Source organism: Spirochaetota bacterium, assembly GCA_025061835.1.
In the GTDB taxonomy this organism is placed as follows: Bacteria; Spirochaetota; Brevinematia; order DTOW01; family DTOW01; genus SKYB106.
In genome coordinates this window covers 1-17,531 of the sequence record JANXAC010000010.1, presented here as the reverse complement: position 1 = coordinate 17,531, position 17,531 = coordinate 1, and the positions used below count along the sequence as shown (strand labels likewise).

Sequence of the window (17,531 nt, the reverse complement as noted above, 5' to 3'; positions counted from 1 at the left end):
ACATATTTGAGGAATAATTTTTGAAAAAATACTTTGCTTTTCTTGATACTTTGTTAGGAATGTATGAAAAGAGTAGGTTTTATAGGTTTCGGTAATATGGGTAGTGCTTTGGCGAGGGGTATTGTCTCAAAAGGTATTACTTCCAAAGAAAATATATGTGTGTATGATAAACTATCTTCAAAGTTAGATGAAGCTAGGAGTTTAGGGTTTATCGTAAAGGATAGAGAGATAGATGTTTTTAACTCGTCTGATATAGTGTTTTTGGCAGTTAAGCCGAAAGATTTAGAGTCTTCGCTTGAAGGTGTATCTAATGCCATAAGGGACTCTCATGAAACATATAGAAGGAGTTTGAAAGACAAGGTTTTGGTATCTATTCTTGCCGGTGTTAGGATTGAGAAGATAGTTAAGGTTCTTGGTTTTGAAATGCCGATTGTTAGAGTTATGCCTAATACTCCTGCTTTGGTAGGGGAGGGGGCTTACGGAATTTTCTTTCCAGAAGGAGTTTCAGAAGAGTATAGAAAAATTGTAGTCTCCATTTTTGATTCGCTTGGTAGGGGAATAGTCGTTGAGAATGAGGAGCTTATGGATGTGATAACTGGTCTTTCGGGAAGTGGTCCTGCTTATGTCTTTGTTGTTATACAGGCTTTGGCAGATGGTGGGGTTAGAATGGGCTTGAGTAGGAAGGATGCTATGCTTCTTGCTTCACAAACGGTTCTAGGGAGTGCTAAAATGGTTATAGAAAATATCGGCAAGATACACCCAGAGGAACTCAAGGATATGGTTATGTCGCCGGCTGGTACTACCGCAGAAGGGCTTAAGGTTCTTGAAGAGAACAGGATTAGATTTGCGTTTATCAAAGCAGTCGGGGAAGCAACGAAAAAGTCAAGAGAGTTGTCAAAATGATTTCCAAAATCCTTAAAAGGATACTTTCAAGAAACTTATCTCCCAGTGTTTCAATAACTTTTTCAATTCTAATACGCTGGAAGGATATATCAGGAAATTTCTTGTTCAATCACTCAGTTCCATACAAGTTTTTTGTGAAGAAATCGGAGTTATACCTCGCTTGTGATGACCCAACGATAGCAACAGAAATATACCTAAACCAGAAAAATCTAAAAGATAGAATAAAGGAATTCACAAATATAAGGGTCAAGACTATAAAGACAGTCTATAATATCAACAAGTTCCTGAAGTTTAAAAGTTTTCTTACAACTCCAGAGATTGGTGATCTAGAAATTCCTAGTCTTACTAGGTTAGAGAAGGCAAAAATTGATGAACTCGTTAGTAGAGTTGAGGATGACCAACTAAGAGATGCTTTAAGCACATTCTTTAAAACAGTTTGTATTATCAGGAAATTTAAGAGATAAATTGGATGATTAAGGTTAATACTCGTTCTGTTTGCTTGTGATGTTAATTCTACCCATTTGTTTGGTAGGATATTTAGGATTAAAGTTATGTTAACTTGTTTGTTAGAACAATAACAAACCACTCAATTAAAATAAAACAAACATGACACTAATAATCTTAAGCACCATACTAGCAATAGTATCAATCGCATTCTTTATAGCCAGAAAGGAGTTTATATATGCCGTTGTTTTGGTAATTATGTTCCTAGTTGCGCTGCCATTGGTTGTGAATTTTGATACTCTTGTTGATAGGTATCCTAACGCTGTTCTGATGCTTGATTATTCTGATAGTTCTAGAAGTATTGTTGGGAATGTTGAGAGAAGTTTGGAGGGTATGGGGTTTGATTTTATCAGAAGGTTTGGTGAGCCTTACAACAAGCCAGATGATTTCATTAACATTAATGATAATGATGTTTTTTTTGTCGTTTCTGATTTTCTTTTCCAAGTTCCTAAGGAACTTGAGAATAAAACTAACATTATCTTCGTATCGCTTGGAAATAGAGTATTTACAAACCATCTTGTAAGTAATATATCAATCATAAACATAGGTCAGGTTGATTACCTTAAGATTGGTATGATTGCGAAGAGTGAGATTAAGGTAATTGACTACAGGAGTAGGGAAGTTTTGTATAAGGGGGGTGCTTCTGAAAACCATATTATACCTGTTGATAGGCTTAAAGAAGAGATTTTAATAAGTTCGCTTAATACTAACATTTACTACAAGGTTCAGAAAACACCTAATCTTTTGATTTTGTGGTTTGAGTTTAATAGGGATTTGAGAAGTTTTGTGAATGCGGTTAAGGGGGTCGGATATACATATGATTTACTTCTAGATTTTGAGAAGGGTAAGAATATGAAGGTTAATGAAGTGTTTGATAATCTCGTTGTTGGGTATCCTAGAGGTAGTGTCTTTAGATTTAGAGATATTCTTGGGATTACTAGAGAAGGTAGTAAGGTAGTAGTTGTGGGAGCGGATGACGAGTTTGTGAGGGAGGTATTTTCTTTCTCAAAGGTTAGGAATGTCAAACTGACTGAAAGTGATTTTACTTTTGTTGAGGGAGCTAGAGTTTTTGACATATCTTTTTCTTATCCAGTTGTTATTGATGAGGTTGCTAGGTATAGTTTTCCGAAGGTTTCTGGGGAGGTTGCTAGTCTTGATAAGGTTGGTATTAGTGTGTATCTTAAGTATGAGGGAAGAGAGTTTATTTTCGTTCTTGCTAAAGATATTACTAAAGTTGATGTTGATAATTTGAAGGTTGGGGTTTATTCATCGTTTGCTAGTGATTTTTTCGGTAGTTTGTTGAGATTTTTTGTGAAAGATAGTGGGTTTGAGGGTAGTAAGGTTTTGTTTGAGACTGCTTTTAGTGGAGCGAGGAATTTAGGTGGGAATTCAATTGTATATGAAAAGTTGAGCAGAGATTTAGTTGAAAGTGTTAAAAAGAGATATTCAAGTAAAGTTGTTGATACTGTTAGGATTGATATTTCATCTTGGTGGGTTTTGATGGTTTTTGTGATACTATCGTTAGCGGTTAGATGGTTTTTGAAAAGTTAGTTGTTTTTTCTCGTTATTGAAAACCAATCTTTAACGAAGTTAAAATTCTTAAAAGGAGAAATGTATGGACAAGTTTTATACTGGTGATTTTGCACTGACTTTTGATGATGTTTTGATCCTGCCTGGGGAGTCTGATGTTTTACCTAGTGAGGTTGATACTACTACAAGACTTACTAGAAACATAAAGATGTCTATTCCTATTGTGAGTGCTGCTATGGATACCGTTACTGATGCTAGGATGGCGATTGCGATTGCACAACTCGGAGGTATAGGTATAATACACAGAAACTTTAGTATAGAAGAGCAGGTTAGGGAGGTTGTTAAGGTTAAAAGGTTTGAGAATATTCTTATAGATGACCCTATTGTTATAAACTTGAATGAGACACTTGAATCTGCGGTGAGTCTTATGGAAGCAAATAGCATTTCGGGCTTGATAGTAGTTAATGATGATAGTAAAGTCGTTGGTATTCTTACGAGGAGGGATGTCAGAGCGAGTAGAAACGGTGGTAGAGTTAAAGATGTTATGACACCAAGAGAGAGGTTGATTTTTTCCTATGAGGGTATTTCAGTTGATGAGGCTAGGGATATAATGCTTAAAAACAGAGTTGAGAAACTGCCGATAGTTGATAAGGATTTTAGAGTAAAGGGACTTATAACTATGAAGGATATGGAGAAGATAAAGAGTAATGATACTTCAACGAAGGATGTGAAGGGTAGATTAAGGGTTGGTGCTGCCGTTGGAACGAGTGATCAGGAGAAAGAGAGGGTTTATGAACTTGTTAAGGCTGAAGTTGATGTGATTGTTATTGATACTGCTCATGGTCATACAACTAGAGTTAGAGATATGGTAAAGTATGTGAAAAGTAAGTTTAACGTTGATGTAATTGCAGGAAATATTGCTACTTACGAGGGGGCTAAATATTTGGTTGATGCAGGGGTTGATGCTGTTAAAGTCGGTATAGGTCCCGGTTCAATATGTACAACTAGAGTTGTTACTGGTGTAGGTGTTCCTCAAATATTTGCGATTCTTGAGGCTTACAGAGCAACAAAAAGTGAAAACATACCTCTCATAGCAGACGGTGGTATAAAGTATTCGGGTGATATAGCAAAAGCAATCTCTGCTGGTGCTGATAGTGTGATGTTAGGAAATCTTCTAGCGGGGACTGAAGAAAGTCCTGGTGAAATGATAATATACAAGGGTAGAAGTTATAAAACTTACAGGGGTATGGGGTCTCTCGGCGCTATGATGTCAGGTTCAAACAGGTATCCTCAAGGTATTCCCGGAAAGTTTGTTCCTGAAGGTATAGAAGGTATGGTTCCTTTCAAAGGTCCTCTTAAGGAAATAATATATCAACTTGTAGGTGGCTTGAAGTCTTCTATGGGCTATGTAGGTGCTAAGAATATAAGTGAATTACAAACTAAAGCAAAATTCATTAGAATAACAAACGCAGGTTTAAGAGAGAGTCATCCTCACGACGTCATAATAACCAAAGAGTCTCCTAACTACAATACCTCACCGATTATAGATAACACATAGGCTTGACCTTCAGAAATTCAGAAATTTTTGTGAGTAAAATCGGGTGTGCTTTGTGTATTTTTTTATTTTCACTATCTCTATGAAATTATGTTAATTTGTTTGTAAAAAAAGAACAAAAAAGAGAAAAAACCACACACAAAAACCAAAAAAAACACATAAAAAACCAAGCCACAACAAAAACAATCTCCTAGTCTAGAGGATTAAAGAAATATTATTAATCAAAACTAAAAAACTAAAATTAGGAGACGAAACTATCTTATGGAGGAAGCGATATGATTATTAACTCAAACTACAGCCTTGACATAGTATCAAAGAAATCTGATGACAAAGTTTCAAAGGAAGAGATAAGGAGATTGAATGAAGAACTCAAGGCTAATAATCAAGGCAGTAAAAATGTTTTAGGTCAGGAAGACTTTTTGAAGATACTCACAACTCAACTGAAAACCCAAGACCCTACGAACCCGATTGATGATAAGACCTTTATATCGCAAATGGCACAACTGACAACTTTGAAGGAACTAAATGTCCTAAACAACAACATACTATCACTTGTGTCTCAAAATTCAATAAACAGTTCATTGTCTATGATTTCAAAGGTCATTGATTGGATTGATAACGATACTGGAACTCCTTACAGCGATAAGGTTGTTGGAGTTAGATTAAATGAAAACGGAGAAGTATTCCTCAAAACGGAGAAAGGATACCTAGTATCTATGAAACAACTGATAGAAGTAAAGTAGCAGCGGGGTTGCTTAATGGTTCTGGCGATAGTGCAGGCTAGAATTAATTCTGATAGATTTCCATTTAAGATTTTTGCTAGGTTCTCTGATGGTAGTTGCGTTTTGGAGCGGGTTATAAAGCAAGTTAAGTATTCTGAAACTGTTGATAAGATTGTTGTTGCTACTAATTACATCTCTTTTAACTCAATATCTTCCTTCGTTAGCAAGCTCTTTGATGATGTTAGTGTTGTTTCAGGTCCTGATAACGATGTTTTAGAAAGGTTTGTTAGAACTATTCAAATCTTTGATGATGTTGATACAGTAATTAGAATAACTGCTGATAATCCTCTCACTTGTCCTAGGGCGCTTGATCTTGCATTAAGAATCCATAAGGATAAAAAAGCAGATTTAACTCACTTTCTGGGAATACCTCTTGGAACTGGAGTTGAAGTCATAAACCCTGTGGCATTACTCAAAGCTTCAAACTTGGCACATGAAAACTACGATAGGGAACACGTAACTCCTTATATATACAAAAATCCTGATTCCTTTAAGGTGCTAGAACCTAAATTTGCCCTTAAGAGCTATCAAAACTACAGAGTTACACTTGATACAAAAGAAGACTTTGAATTTATAGATAGACTAATGTCAAAACTAAACTACAGAATTCCTATCCTCGTTGAGGACGTAATTGAAACATACCAAGAGGTAGAAATAGAGTCCTTACTCAAAATCTAAATACTTAAAAAGAGATTTCACTTGAAGATCAAAACACCAGATGCTACCTTAAACCTAGTTGAATAACTATCCTTAGATGCACTTATGAAATGAAAATTCTGATTTTTCAGAGTTCTAGAGCGAGAATTTCTGATAAATAACACAAAATTTATTTCCCATAATTTTAATTATGTTAAGTTAAAGTATTTTTGAACAAAAATTTCAAAACGAGTATAAAATTTTTACAAACTTTACAATACCTTTACAAAAATTTTACATTAGTCAGTCACAATTTTAGTCATTATGAGGTCTGTAAGAAAAGGGTTTGATATTTTTTCTAGACTAGGTATATATTTTGTTGCTTTTCTAGCAATACTTTTGCTTATATTCATAATATTCTTCATATTTAGAGAGAGTTTTCTTATAATTTCAAAGGGTTACATTAACGAATATGCAAACCTCAACAACCTTTTTTCAAGCATATGGCAACCTGTTTCATCTCAACCTAAATATGGGATATTACCTTTGATAGTAGGGTCTCTAAAGGTTGCGATAGTAGCACTTATAATAGCGATACCCTTAGGTGTGCTTTCTGCTCTCTATGTAACAGTTTATGCGTCTAGAAGGATTAGAGAGTTCATAAAGCCTGTAATTGAGTTAATAGCAGGCTTGCCTACTGTTGTGATTGGTTTCTTTATGTTGATGGTTGTAGCATCCTTCTTACAGGAAATCTTCCAGTGGGATTACAGGCTGAACGCTATAGTAGGTGGAATAGGAGTTAGCATAGCAATACTACCTGTTATATTCACAATAACTGAAGATGGAATGAATACCATACCGCATCATTTGAAAGAATCTGCTTATGCTTTAGGAGCATCAAAACATCATATTGCTTGGAAGGTTATTCTACCCTCTTCTATAAACTACACCTTCTCCGCAATAATAGTTGGAGGGATAAGAGCATTTGGAGAGACAATGATCGTATTGATGGCGACTGGTAATGCTGCTGTGTTAAGTTTTGATTTCCTACTCCCTCTTCGCAGTATGGCTGCGACTATAGGTTCAGAAATGGGAGAGGTAGCAATAGGTGATGAACACTATGCAGTTTTATTCTTTATAGGTTCAATTCTTCTTACTGTTACAGTGGTGTTCAATATACTTGCCAATTATATATCCGCTAGGATAAAAAGAAAAATAGGTATTAGCTAGGGGGTCAAATATGAAAGACGTTGCTATAAAAGATACTGAAATTTCCAAATCTCTGAGTAAGGAATCTAAAAGTCTCAAGAATGTCTACAAAATAGGAAACATATCTACACATATACTTCTAGGATTGTCTGCGCTGATAGTTGTTCTAATACTTGCTATCATACTTGTAATAATATTCATAGGTGGCTATGAGAGGATAACTTGGGAGTTTCTAACGGGGGCTCCCGAGGAAGGAATGACAGAAGGAGGAATATTTCCTGCTATATTCGGAACAGTTTTTCTTGTAATAGTGATGTCTATATTTGGTATTCCGATAGGAGTTATAACCGCTATATACTTAAGTGAATACTCAAAGAAAGATTCTCTTTTTTACCGGATAGTTTATTTCTCAATAAACACGATAGCAGGAATACCAGCAATCCTGATAGGATTATTTGGTTTTTCATTTTTCATTGTTTTCGTAGGTGGTGGAATTGATAAACTATTCTATGGTGGGAAGCTAGTATGGGGCAAGCCTGCTATAATATGGGCGGGTATAACTATGGCAGTTCTGACACTACCTGTTGTTATTGTGTCTGTTAAGGAAGCACTTGAAGCCGTTCCAGTATCACTGAGAGAAGCATCATTTGCACTCGGCGCTACGAAAGCCGAGACAGTCTTCAAGGTAGTTCTCCCAAGAGCTATGACAGGAGTATTTACAGGTTCAATACTTGCTGTATCAAGAGGTAGTGGAGAGGTTGCACCGATACTATTCACAGGTGCTGCATACTTCCTACCATACCTTCCAACATCACTAAATGACCAATTTATGGAGTTAGGTTATCACATATACATAATGTCCACTCAATCTGTCGATGTTGATGCTACCCTACCAATACAGTTTGCTACGACACTCGTCTTACTCTTATTAACATTTATACTTAACCTTCTTGCAATCTTCCTAAGAAGAAGACTAAGAAAAATTCAAAGTATGTAACGGAGGTAACACATGAAAGAGAACAATAAAAATCATAAGAGTAACGGATACATAATAATAACAGAAGAACTGAACTTTTGGTATGGAGATTTTCAGGTTCTAAAATCTATCAACATGAATATAAAGAAAAACAAAATAACCGCACTTATAGGACCTTCCGGATGTGGGAAAACTACTCTGCTTAGAACCTTCAACAAGATGTATAAGCTATCAGAAGACGCCAGAGTTGAAGGCAAGATAATATTTGAAGGCATAAACATAGTTGAAGAGGGAACTATAGATGATTTTGAGTTAAGAAGTAAGATAGGAATGGTTTTTCAAAAACCGAATCCATTCTATACCTCAATATACAATAATGTTGCCTTTGGTCCAAGGCTCAGAGGAATAAAGAGCAAGAGTCATCTTGACGAGATAGTAGAGAAATCACTAAGGGGTGCAGGGATATGGGATGAAGTCAAAGACAGACTTAACAAACCTGCTCTATCCCTTTCAGGGGGGCAGCAACAGAGAGTTTGTATAGCGAGGGCTTTAGCAGTTCAACCAGAGGTTCTACTTATGGATGAACCGACATCAGCACTTGATCCCGCCTCAACAGCAAAAATTGAGGAGCTTATAGTAGAATTGTCAAAAAACTACACGGTAGTCATAGTAACTCACAACATGCAACAAGCATCAAGAATATCTGATTATACAGGGTTTATGTTAAATGGTGAGTTAGTAGAGTTTGGTCCTACTGAGGATATCTTTACATCTCCCAGAGATGAAAGAACAGAAAACTACATAACAGGTAAATTTGGTTAATGTATATCATATTAAGTATTAATTAGGAGGTTTGATTATGATAAAACTTGAGAGAGAACTAACACAAATAGAAGAAGAGATAATAAACAATGCTTCACTCGTTACCGAGATGCTGTACCAATCCATAAAAGGACTTAGAAATTTTGATAAGGGTATCTGCGAAAAAGTTATAAAGTCGGATGAGAAAGCTGATAACTTGGAGATAGACATTGAGAGTAGGATAATAAGAGCAATAGCATTATACCAGCCCGAAGCAGAGATGTTAAGAAAACTAGTTATGGCGGTTAAGATAAACAAAGATATTGAGAGGATAGGAGATCATGCAGTAAACATAGCAAGCAATACGATAAAATCTTTAGATCTCGGTAAGATAGAGTTCCCAGAAGAAATTGATAAGATGTTCAATGTTCTAACGGTAATGCTCAATAAGACTGTTAGAGCATTCGTAGATCACAACTCTGAACTAGCAAGAGAAGTAATAACTATGGACAAAGAAGTTGACGAACTAAGAAACAAAGGTATAAGAAGAATAATTCAAGAGAATCAAAAAGAAAACTCAACAGAAAAAACAGTTCTTCTACTTCTTGTTTTCAAAGATCTTGAGAGAATTGGAGATTTGCTAACTAACATAGCCGAAGATACTGTTTATATAATAGAAGGCAAAATGATAGAGCATAAATATAGATAAATAACAAACCCATTGAAAAACCAAAAACTCACTCACAAGGTTTCTACACTAACTTTACCACTTGCTTCCAAACATATTAGTATTAACTCTAAAACTGAAAATTGTATAGAATAACCCTAATGTTTAGAATTCAAGTTCCTCAATCATCTCTCCGATGTTGTTTGGTAGGTTTGCGTTCATAGTGTTTATACTGCTACTGGATAGATTTTTTGACTGCGAGTTAACCAAATTACCTTCTTCATCATATACTTCAACAGATACTTCAGATTCTACTCTGTTTATTTTTTCTCCACCAAAATCAACAACCTTCTGTCTTGCTTCAGAAATTTTGACAAGAACAACAACAGAGTCTTTTGGAATGAACTTCCTTATTCTATCAATGTCATCGCTATTTATTGATGTTGAAGTAGGTTTGGAGATTTTATAGCCTTTTTTCATTACATAGCTACTCAATGAAGATGCTAAACTTCCATCATAAGAGTATCCATCTCCCTTGGCTTTGAGAGGCATAATAACAGCACTTTTTGCCTTCGCTTCACTCATATACCAGGTAGCCTCGGCTTGTATGAGTCTTGATTTCCCTATCAGCTTCGCTGTATCTCTTTTAGCTTCCTGACCAACTGCTGAGAGAGACGAAAAGTCAATATTGAGGAATGATCTTACCGAGAGTTTCCTATTATCAAACCTAGCAACTCTTGAGACTTTACAGGTCGCAATACCTTTTTCATCCGTGGTTCCTGAGCTATCAAGTTCTGCACCTCCACTAGAAACCCTGAAAATAAGGTTAGCATCTCTTATAGGTATCTTCTGCCCTTCAATGTTGTATGTGACTCTGAACTTAATAACACCGCTGTCCCCTACTCCAACTTTCTTGTTATTTCCTTCAACAACTTCTATACTTAATCTAGAAAGTATGTCGTCAATCTTTTTGATTATTTCTGGATAAAACATCTTTCTCTCTTCAACTGCGAGAGAATTTTTGGCTGCTAGTGTGAAAGAGCCGATAGCATTAACGAGTTTACCTTCTTTTACAAATCTATCTCCCTCTTCTACAAACTTGTCAACAGACCTTATCATATCCTTATACATCTGCTCTATTCTTTGTCTTTCTTCAAGTATCTTAGCTTCAGGGAATTTAACGAGAATATATACAACGTATTCCCCAGAAGAGTTTTTGAACGAAGCCTCGTCATCAGGCGATGGAACGAATATTCTTGCCTTACCCTTAACCTGTATATCCTTTCTAATGTTCTCAGTTACATCAACTTCCCCTCCTTGTGAAGTTATTAATGTTTCTCCTCTCGTCTCACTTACAACATCAACCAGTATAGACTCAATAACTTTTGTCTTTACATCATCAACTGCTTTATTCCTTGCCGAAACTATGTCCTTATCAGACCCCATACCAACATAATAGATGTCTTTACCCTTCTTGAATGTAGGTTTTGTAACCCATTCAGGCATGTTTTGTTGAGAAAACAATTGTAGTGTTGAAGACAAAGAAAACAAAAAAACAAAAACGAATACCAAATTCCTAATCATTACTACCTCCTTTTATTATGGAAGGGGGATTAACCCCCTAGATGATTTACTGAGACGCCTCTGACAAACTGTTAATAAGGTTATCCATCTTTTGTCTTGCTTTTTCAGGAATGTTTGGTTGTTGTTTCTTTGTCTCTTGCCAGGCTCCTGATAACATTTGCTTCCAAGTAGAAAGATCCATCTGATACCTTATGGCATAGCTAAAGTACTTGTCTCTTGGAGCGTCTCCAAGGTATTCTTGGAGCTCAGCCCAGTACTCATTAACAGGAACAAGCCCTACTACCTTAACATTCTTTGCTAGAACACCTATCGCACCCTGTATGTATTGAGCATAAACATCCTGATCACCTTCAAAGACTTTGGCAGCTTCAGAGGTTACAAGAGTTTGAACTGATTCAGCTACTCTAGCATTGATGTTAAGTTTAGCGTTAACTTTAGCTGACTCAAGATTTTTCTCTCTTTGTATTGCTACAAAGTAAACAACTTTCTTCCCTTCTTGATCAGAGCCGAACTGCAATAAGTTTCCTTGTAGAGCATTTAACAACCAGTCAGGAAGAGGCATTGTTCTACCAGTAAATGCACTCTGTTGATCCTGTATCACCTCGTACCTAACCTTTGACTCTTGAGGCTTTGTTACAGGCTCGGGCCCCTTCTGAGGTTGAGGACAACCTCCAAAAATTAACGACGCAGTTAGCATCGCTACAAACAAAATGAGAATTGATCTTTTCATAAGATACCTCCCTTATCTATGGAATATAATAATACATTCCTTAAATACTTTCAAAAAAAACTTTTCTTTTACCTTTCTAACTAGGATTAACTTGATTTTTGAATGTTATCTATAATTTTCCACCTTCTAACAAAAGGTGGTATAGAGCCATAACTCTCATACCATTTTCTAATCCATTTAATGGTATTAGTGTCTGACAGATTGCCACTGCCTGGTTTGATACCATCAACTACATACTTGCTATTTATGTATTCTAAGAATTTTTCACGATAGTACCTTGAGATCAAAGAAGCAACTTTACATTCAAGGTAGTTATCATCAGCCTTTGGTTCAATCACGACGTCAGCAAAACTAAAACTAGCTAATACGCTGTTCCTGTCATTTCTACTCATTCCGAAGTCATCTATCACAATCCTAGTGCTACCTTTAGAAGTATCAGGTGATACATTATCTACAACTTCCTTTATTACTTTAACATATGACAGTGTCAGCAGCTTATTCATTGACCTTGGCTCCAATTTCTCTACAGGTATTTCATCTAAAGCATATTCAACTCCCAAAGATTTGATTTCCGAAACAAATTTCTCTAACCTGTCAAGATGTGCATTTCTCTTCGTGTCCATACCAGAAGCTAATCTTTCCAATTTTTTGTAAGTATCGCTTAGTATCCTGACTCCACAAACTAATATGCCGCCAAATAGTTCTCCTTTCCCTACTTCATCAGCTCCTATCATAATACTATAGTTTCCATAACTATTTATTGAGATTAGGAATTCTTCAACATCATCAAGCCCCTTGTGTTGAAGTAACACTTTGCCGCTTTTAAAAACTACTAAAACACCACAAGGTGATACAAACCTAGAAAATTCGTAAGTGCTTTTTGGTTCTGAAGGTAGTAATTTGTTGCTGAATGTCCTGTTGATCAAGTCAGTTATTTTATCTAAATCCATATTATTAAATTTTTTAACAAAAGTTCTCTGGTTGTTATACATAAAATTCCTGCTTTAGATCTCTGGACATAAGGTCTTTTAGAGACTGTAGAGGGTCTTTATTGTTATGCAGTATCTCAAAAACCTCGTTTGCTATCGGTAATTCAATTTTATACCTCTCAGATAGCTTCCTTACCGATACTGATGTGTAATACCCTTCAGCAACCATTTTTGAAGAGGATACAAAGTCTGTTGGTTTTATACCCTTTGCCAATGCTTCACCTAGTTTCCTATTCCTGCTATATACCCCAGTGCAGGTAAGTATAAGATCTCCAGCACCGGACAACCCGTAGAATGTTTCAACTTTTCCTCCTATGAATTTACCTAATCTCGACATCTCATTCAGCCCTCTGGTTATTAAAGAAGCTTTAGCGCTATTACCTAATTGAAGACCATCTATTATGCCGGCAGATATTGCTATGACATTCTTATACGCACCAGCAAGTTCAACTCCTCTAACATCATCCCAGGCATACACTCTAAAGTATTGTGTGCTTATAGCTTCCTGTATTCTTTTCGTTAAACCAGTATCCTCGGTAGCAAGCGTTATAGCACAAGGTAGTTTTCTAGCAACTTCTTCAGCAAAACTAGGACCTGATAAGACTCCTACAACACTACTACCAAACTCTTCTTTGAGAATATCAGTTGGAAAAGATAGTGTATCAATCTCTATGCCCTTTACACAACTTATAAGTATAGAACTACTTATACGAGACCTAAACATACTTACCACATCTCTAAGATACTTTGATGGAACAACAAAAAATATAACCTCCCTATCGTAGAAATCATCTGGATCGTTGGTTAAGAAGACTGATTCTGGTATTTTAACTCCTTTTAGGTAGTCAGGACTTTCACGACTAGAGTTTAAAATGTCCAAAACTTCTTTCCTCCTAACCCAGAGCCTGACATCATTCTTTTCGGATAAAACTATTGACAAAGCAAGCCCCCAACTACCAGATCCGACGATTCCTATTTTCATACTTTCGTTATTATACTCAGGACTTCAGTCAAATCACAAGTATTCTTGTTGTTTCTATTGGTTTGTGGTTTTTGAGTTTTTTGTGTTGTTTTTTGTTAAACAAATAAGTTAACATAATTTTGTTCATTCTTCAACACTAAACACTGACAACCTGAAATTTATTATAGTTATCTAAATTAACTTACAATTAACTTACAATTAACTTACAAGGAAGTTTGCAAATCATTAATAATCAAAGTTCAATATGATAAACTATTCTTTGCTGATACCACTAGGGCTTCTTGGAGTAATAATAGCATTCATATTCGTAAAAGCAACAAGAAAGATAATAGAAATACTCATAAGAAAAGATGAAAAGCTTTTCCAAGACTTATCTAAGTTATTATCTTCAATAATGCTCTGGGTCGGAATACTTCTATACACTCTTTACATCAATATACTTATGAACTTTACCACTTCCCTACCACAAGAAACATCTCAAGTTGTCTCAAAAGTTTTTACATCCCTCTATGTATTTGTAGGTTCAATAATTCTAGGTAAGATTATTAGTAGCATAGTTTATCCACTGATAGCAGAGAGAGTAAGAAAAATAACAGGAACAACTGATATATCGTTTTCTGTAACGATAATGTCAAACATAATAAGTATCTTGTTCGTCATAATTGGTATTGGAATCCTCTTAGCGATATGGAACGTATCATTGATACCATTAATTACTACTCTCGGTATAGGAGGTTTAGCAGTTGCTATAGCATTACAGGATACATTAGCAAACTTTTTTGCAGGTATACAGGTTCTACTTGTCCATCAAGTGAGAGTTGGTGATTATGTAAAACTTGATGCTGGTGAAGAAGGATATGTAGTTGATATTAACTGGAGGAACACAACGATAAAAGATATCTTCAATAACATTATCATAATACCTAACTCAAAATTCATAAGTAGCATAGTAAAAAACTTCTACCTTCCCGACCAGGAAATGTCAATAGCAGTTCCCGTTGAGGTTTTGATTGAAAATGACCTAAAAGTCGTTGAAGCGATAACTCTGGAAGTAGCAAGAGAAGTTCAAAAAACCGTTGAAGGAGCAAAAAAGGACTGGGAACCACTCATAAGGTATAATGCTTTTACAGATTACTCAGTCAAATTTAATGTAATCCTCCGTGTTACAGAATACACATACCAGTATCCACTAAAACACGAGTTCCTGAAAAGATTACACACTAGATACAAAGAAGAAAGGATTAGATTTTCAGTCCCAATGCTAAACATCAAAAATTAAATTACTTGACTATATCTCTTAAGTATCTACTAATCCTAAACCAACTATTCGTCTCCTCATCAGTTATGTAGACATAACCAACACCTTCTGATATAGCCTTATTTATAACTCTATCCTTGTCTTCTACATTGTATATCAGTATGGCAGACTTCTCTCCTTCAGAACCTTGAGATGACCAACTATCCAAAAATACTCTCTGATTGATTTCAGCAACAATAATAATATCTGAGATTCCAAAGTATCCACTATGTGGCACTACACCCGGATTTAATACAACTACATCTGAAGAATCTTTGGACTTAACATAGTCATATATGACCTGATAAAAAGGTATTCGATTACTACTATCGCTCGCTTCATCAACAAAAATACCGTCTATATTAGAGTAGAAGGAATACCACATATTTATATCGTTAGTAACATCACCTATATTCCTACTCCCGTAAGTAGTATAGACATAACCTATCAGTTTGTAATTTCTAAACTTTAACCTGTTTATCAAATTCTCATAGTTTGTGTCAACTGAAGACCCCGGACCGTTGTTCGGATTGAGCACAACATAAACTCGTTTTGAAACATAAACACTCTCCAAATTCTGATACTCTGGATTACCTTGAGTTGGATAGGAATAAATTGGAATAATAGCACCTAGAAAATTACTAGAAACATCTTCTACAATCGGATCTATCTTTATCAGTAGATCCGTTATTCCTGAACAACCTACAAGAAGTAGAATAAGCATTAAAAACAATACTATGACCATACCTCGGTTTTCCATTAGATTAAAGTCTGTTAAATGTAAGTTTCAAATTTCGTGTGTTTGTTTAGGGTGTTTTGTGATCAATTTTTTTCAACAAACAAGTTAACATAATTAAGTAAAGAAAAGGAAGTTAAAAAAGTTTGAATTTCTTGAGATAAAAGTGTTTTGTTCAACAAACAAGTTAACATAACTATTTTAGGAGATGAAAAACTTAAAGAAAATTTGAAACCCTGAACTAATGTATATAGAACGAAACATCAACAAATCTAGGCGTGAGGATGGTATTTGTTATAGACTTCCTTGAGTCTTTTTAGGGAGGTATGGATGTAGCGTTGTGTCGTTCCTATGGATGAGTGTCCTAGAAGTTCCTGTATAACTCTTATATCGCTACCGTCGTTTAGAAGGTGTGTTGCGAATGTATGCCTTATTCCGTGAGGGCTTACCCTACTTCCAACAAGAGATGTGTATCTATAAACCAAGTTCCTAATCTGTCTTACACTTATTCCACCATCTTTTGCTTTGCCAACAAAAAAAAGGTCAGTATTCCTTAACCTTAGGCTATCTCTTACAGAAAGATAGTTCTTCAACTTATCTTGTAATACTGGATGTATAGGAATTACTCTTCTCTTACCCCCTTTACCTCTTACGAGTATAGTTGAAGAACTCAAACTAACATCACTCACTCTCAAGTTCCTTAATTCTGAAACGCGCATACCAGTTAGGTAAAGTGAAAACAATATGGCTATGTTTCTAACCCTTACGAGTTTTTTGTACTCATTTGAAGTTTTTAGAACTAGGCTTTCTAATTCTGACAGCAGATGAATAATTCTATCCTCATCTAGAAACTTTGGTAAATTTGTTGGCAATTTAGGATAGACGATGTATTTACCGAAGTTTTTTGATACAATACCATTTCTGTATAGGAACTTTGAGAAAGATTTTATTGACGAGAAGACTCTACGAAGGCTACTTGATTTAAGATTTTTGGTTGAATTGAGATGGAGTGAAAAATCCCTCATCACCTTTGAGTTTACCTCTTCAAAAGAAATACCCCTACCCTCAAGAAAGTCTATAAAACATACAATATCCCTAGAATAACCTTCAAGAGTGTTTTCAGAGTATTTCCTATTTGACTTTATATAGTCCAAGAAAATGTCAAGATATTCATAGTACATAAGCAAATTATCGTCATAACATGACAACCAAACTACATTCCAACATTTCCACTAGCCTGAGAAGCATCGTGATTAATATTTAGAGTAGTATTCAAAATATTAATCCCTAAGAGATCTGAACTAATATCCCCTGGAAATCCAAATATGTCTCGGTACAACCTATCATAACTGTTAGTAACAAAAGTATTATTTAAAATACTATGTTCTTTTATGTCATCAGGATTAGAACCGTGTTCCCATATCGCAACTGGATTGATTCCACCACCTATGAATGTATTGCGACTAATTACGAAGTTAGACCATGGAGATGATATATTTGAGTGCAGTGTAATTGTCTTTGAAGTAATTGCTGTCACATTCGATACAAACCGATTACTTTCCACAACTAACCTCACTGTATTACTACCATACAATCCACCACCTATAGAATTATAAGTTGTATTGAACGAGATGATATTTGATATTATCT

At 35.5% G+C, this 17,531-nt stretch carries 18 protein-coding genes; 11 read left to right on the top strand and 7 right to left on the bottom strand.

Going from position 1 to position 17,531, the window contains the following annotated elements:
• The first annotated feature begins 63 nt into the window (after window positions 1–63).
• The 10 genes from proC to phoU all read left to right on the top strand — a co-directional run bounded on the left by proC (window position 64) and on the right by phoU (window position 9,605).
• Window positions 64–903, top strand: coding sequence for a pyrroline-5-carboxylate reductase (proC, locus tag NZ579_05045; GenBank protein ID MCS7299310.1), 840 nt, complete (start codon window positions 64–66; stop codon window positions 901–903).
• Complete coding sequence (locus NZ579_05040; protein MCS7299309.1) at window positions 900–1,367, top strand: DUF721 domain-containing protein; 468 nt, start codon at window positions 900–902, stop codon at window positions 1,365–1,367. Before proC ends, NZ579_05040 begins: the two co-directional genes overlap by 4 nt.
• A gap of 142 nt (window positions 1,368–1,509) precedes the next feature.
• Window positions 1,510–2,958 (top strand): hypothetical protein, encoded by a 1,449-nt coding sequence (locus NZ579_05035; GenBank protein MCS7299308.1) that lies wholly within the window; start codon window positions 1,510–1,512, stop codon window positions 2,956–2,958.
• Window positions 2,959–3,022: 64 nt separating this feature from the next.
• The gene (gene guaB / locus NZ579_05030) at window positions 3,023–4,495 is read left to right on the top strand and encodes an IMP dehydrogenase (GenBank protein MCS7299307.1); all 1,473 of its coding nucleotides are present in this window, start codon (window positions 3,023–3,025) and stop codon (window positions 4,493–4,495) included.
• 272 nt (window positions 4,496–4,767) lie between these two features.
• Complete coding sequence (locus NZ579_05025; GenBank protein MCS7299306.1) at window positions 4,768–5,235, top strand: hypothetical protein; 468 nt, start codon at window positions 4,768–4,770, stop codon at window positions 5,233–5,235.
• A 15-nt stretch (window positions 5,236–5,250) separates the two neighbouring features.
• A complete protein-coding gene (locus tag NZ579_05020) occupies window positions 5,251–5,952 on the top strand; it encodes a hypothetical protein (GenBank protein ID MCS7299305.1) in 702 nt (233 codons plus the stop codon).
• Between the two features lie 282 nt (window positions 5,953–6,234).
• Window positions 6,235–7,140: a phosphate ABC transporter permease subunit PstC gene (gene pstC / locus NZ579_05015; protein MCS7299304.1), complete on the top strand. Its 906-nt coding sequence runs from the start codon at window positions 6,235–6,237 to the stop codon at window positions 7,138–7,140.
• Window positions 7,141–7,150: 10 nt separating this feature from the next.
• Window positions 7,151–8,116, top strand: coding sequence for a phosphate ABC transporter permease PstA (gene pstA, locus NZ579_05010; GenBank protein MCS7299303.1), 966 nt, complete (start codon window positions 7,151–7,153; stop codon window positions 8,114–8,116).
• A 12-nt stretch (window positions 8,117–8,128) separates the two neighbouring features.
• Window positions 8,129–8,917: a phosphate ABC transporter ATP-binding protein PstB gene (gene pstB / locus NZ579_05005; protein ID MCS7299302.1), complete on the top strand. Its 789-nt coding sequence runs from the start codon at window positions 8,129–8,131 to the stop codon at window positions 8,915–8,917.
• A gap of 37 nt (window positions 8,918–8,954) precedes the next feature.
• The gene (gene phoU / locus NZ579_05000; protein MCS7299301.1) at window positions 8,955–9,605 is read left to right on the top strand and encodes a phosphate signaling complex protein PhoU; all 651 of its coding nucleotides are present in this window, start codon (window positions 8,955–8,957) and stop codon (window positions 9,603–9,605) included.
• A 123-nt stretch (window positions 9,606–9,728) separates the two neighbouring features.
• On the opposite strand, the gene NZ579_04995 is transcribed toward phoU, so the two are convergent.
• The 4 genes from NZ579_04995 to NZ579_04980 all read right to left on the bottom strand — a co-directional run bounded on the left by NZ579_04995 (window position 9,729) and on the right by NZ579_04980 (window position 13,848).
• Window positions 9,729–11,147, bottom strand: a complete 1,419-nt coding sequence (locus NZ579_04995; GenBank protein ID MCS7299300.1) for an Ig-like domain-containing protein — start codon at window positions 11,145–11,147, stop codon at window positions 9,729–9,731.
• A 46-nt stretch (window positions 11,148–11,193) separates the two neighbouring features.
• A complete protein-coding gene (locus NZ579_04990; GenBank protein ID MCS7299299.1) occupies window positions 11,194–11,877 on the bottom strand; it encodes a hypothetical protein in 684 nt (227 codons plus the stop codon).
• Window positions 11,878–11,963: 86 nt separating this feature from the next.
• Entirely contained in the window at window positions 11,964–12,827 is an 864-nt protein-coding gene (locus NZ579_04985) for a hypothetical protein (GenBank protein MCS7299298.1), read from the bottom strand.
• Window positions 12,828–12,861: 34 nt separating this feature from the next.
• Entirely contained in the window at window positions 12,862–13,848 is a 987-nt protein-coding gene (locus NZ579_04980) for an NAD(P)-dependent glycerol-3-phosphate dehydrogenase (protein ID MCS7299297.1), read from the bottom strand.
• Between the two features lie 244 nt (window positions 13,849–14,092).
• Here NZ579_04980 and NZ579_04975 point away from each other — a divergent pair, with 244 nt between their 5' ends.
• A complete protein-coding gene (locus NZ579_04975; GenBank protein ID MCS7299296.1) occupies window positions 14,093–15,127 on the top strand; it encodes a mechanosensitive ion channel family protein in 1,035 nt (344 codons plus the stop codon).
• A 1-nt stretch (window position 15,128) separates the two neighbouring features.
• Here the strand turns inward: NZ579_04975 and NZ579_04970 are convergent, their stop codons facing one another.
• The 3 genes from NZ579_04970 to NZ579_04960 all read right to left on the bottom strand — a co-directional run.
• Window positions 15,129–15,890 carry a spherulation-specific family 4 protein gene (locus NZ579_04970; GenBank protein MCS7299295.1) on the bottom strand — a complete coding sequence of 254 codons (762 nt, stop codon included), beginning with the start codon at window positions 15,888–15,890 and terminating at the stop codon, window positions 15,129–15,131.
• Window positions 15,891–16,153: 263 nt separating this feature from the next.
• The gene (locus NZ579_04965; GenBank protein ID MCS7299294.1) at window positions 16,154–17,062 is read right to left on the bottom strand and encodes a tyrosine-type recombinase/integrase; all 909 of its coding nucleotides are present in this window, start codon (window positions 17,060–17,062) and stop codon (window positions 16,154–16,156) included.
• Window positions 17,063–17,094: 32 nt separating this feature from the next.
• Window positions 17,095–17,531: hypothetical protein (locus NZ579_04960; GenBank protein MCS7299293.1), on the bottom strand; the 437-nt coding region annotated here is incomplete at its 5' end.

What these genes read in the sequence shown, in the direction of transcription:
- pstC (MCS7299304.1), top strand. Translation starts at nt 6,235, where the DNA reads ATGAGGTCTGTAAGAAAAGGGTTTGATATTTTTTCTAGACTAGGTATA.
- NZ579_04995 (MCS7299300.1), bottom strand. Translation starts at nt 11,147, where the DNA reads ATGATTAGGAATTTGGTATTCGTTTTTGTTTTTTTGTTTTCTTTGTCT.
- NZ579_05025 (MCS7299306.1), top strand. Translation starts at nt 4,768, where the DNA reads ATGATTATTAACTCAAACTACAGCCTTGACATAGTATCAAAGAAATCT.
- NZ579_05020 (MCS7299305.1), top strand. Translation starts at nt 5,251, where the DNA reads ATGGTTCTGGCGATAGTGCAGGCTAGAATTAATTCTGATAGATTTCCA.
- NZ579_04975 (MCS7299296.1), top strand. Translation starts at nt 14,093, where the DNA reads ATGATAAACTATTCTTTGCTGATACCACTAGGGCTTCTTGGAGTAATA.
- pstA (MCS7299303.1), top strand. Translation starts at nt 7,151, where the DNA reads ATGAAAGACGTTGCTATAAAAGATACTGAAATTTCCAAATCTCTGAGT.
- NZ579_04970 (MCS7299295.1), bottom strand. Translation starts at nt 15,890, where the DNA reads ATGGTCATAGTATTGTTTTTAATGCTTATTCTACTTCTTGTAGGTTGT.
- pstB (MCS7299302.1), top strand. Translation starts at nt 8,129, where the DNA reads ATGAAAGAGAACAATAAAAATCATAAGAGTAACGGATACATAATAATA.
- NZ579_04980 (MCS7299297.1), bottom strand. Translation starts at nt 13,848, where the DNA reads ATGAAAATAGGAATCGTCGGATCTGGTAGTTGGGGGCTTGCTTTGTCA.
- NZ579_04965 (MCS7299294.1), bottom strand. Translation starts at nt 17,062, where the DNA reads ATGTACTATGAATATCTTGACATTTTCTTGGACTATATAAAGTCAAAT.
- phoU (MCS7299301.1), top strand. Translation starts at nt 8,955, where the DNA reads ATGATAAAACTTGAGAGAGAACTAACACAAATAGAAGAAGAGATAATA.
- guaB (MCS7299307.1), top strand. Translation starts at nt 3,023, where the DNA reads ATGGACAAGTTTTATACTGGTGATTTTGCACTGACTTTTGATGATGTT.
- NZ579_04985 (MCS7299298.1), bottom strand. Translation starts at nt 12,827, where the DNA reads ATGGATTTAGATAAAATAACTGACTTGATCAACAGGACATTCAGCAAC.
- proC (MCS7299310.1), top strand. Translation starts at nt 64, where the DNA reads ATGAAAAGAGTAGGTTTTATAGGTTTCGGTAATATGGGTAGTGCTTTG.
- NZ579_05035 (MCS7299308.1), top strand. Translation starts at nt 1,510, where the DNA reads ATGACACTAATAATCTTAAGCACCATACTAGCAATAGTATCAATCGCA.
- NZ579_05040 (MCS7299309.1), top strand. Translation starts at nt 900, where the DNA reads ATGATTTCCAAAATCCTTAAAAGGATACTTTCAAGAAACTTATCTCCC.
- NZ579_04990 (MCS7299299.1), bottom strand. Translation starts at nt 11,877, where the DNA reads ATGAAAAGATCAATTCTCATTTTGTTTGTAGCGATGCTAACTGCGTCG.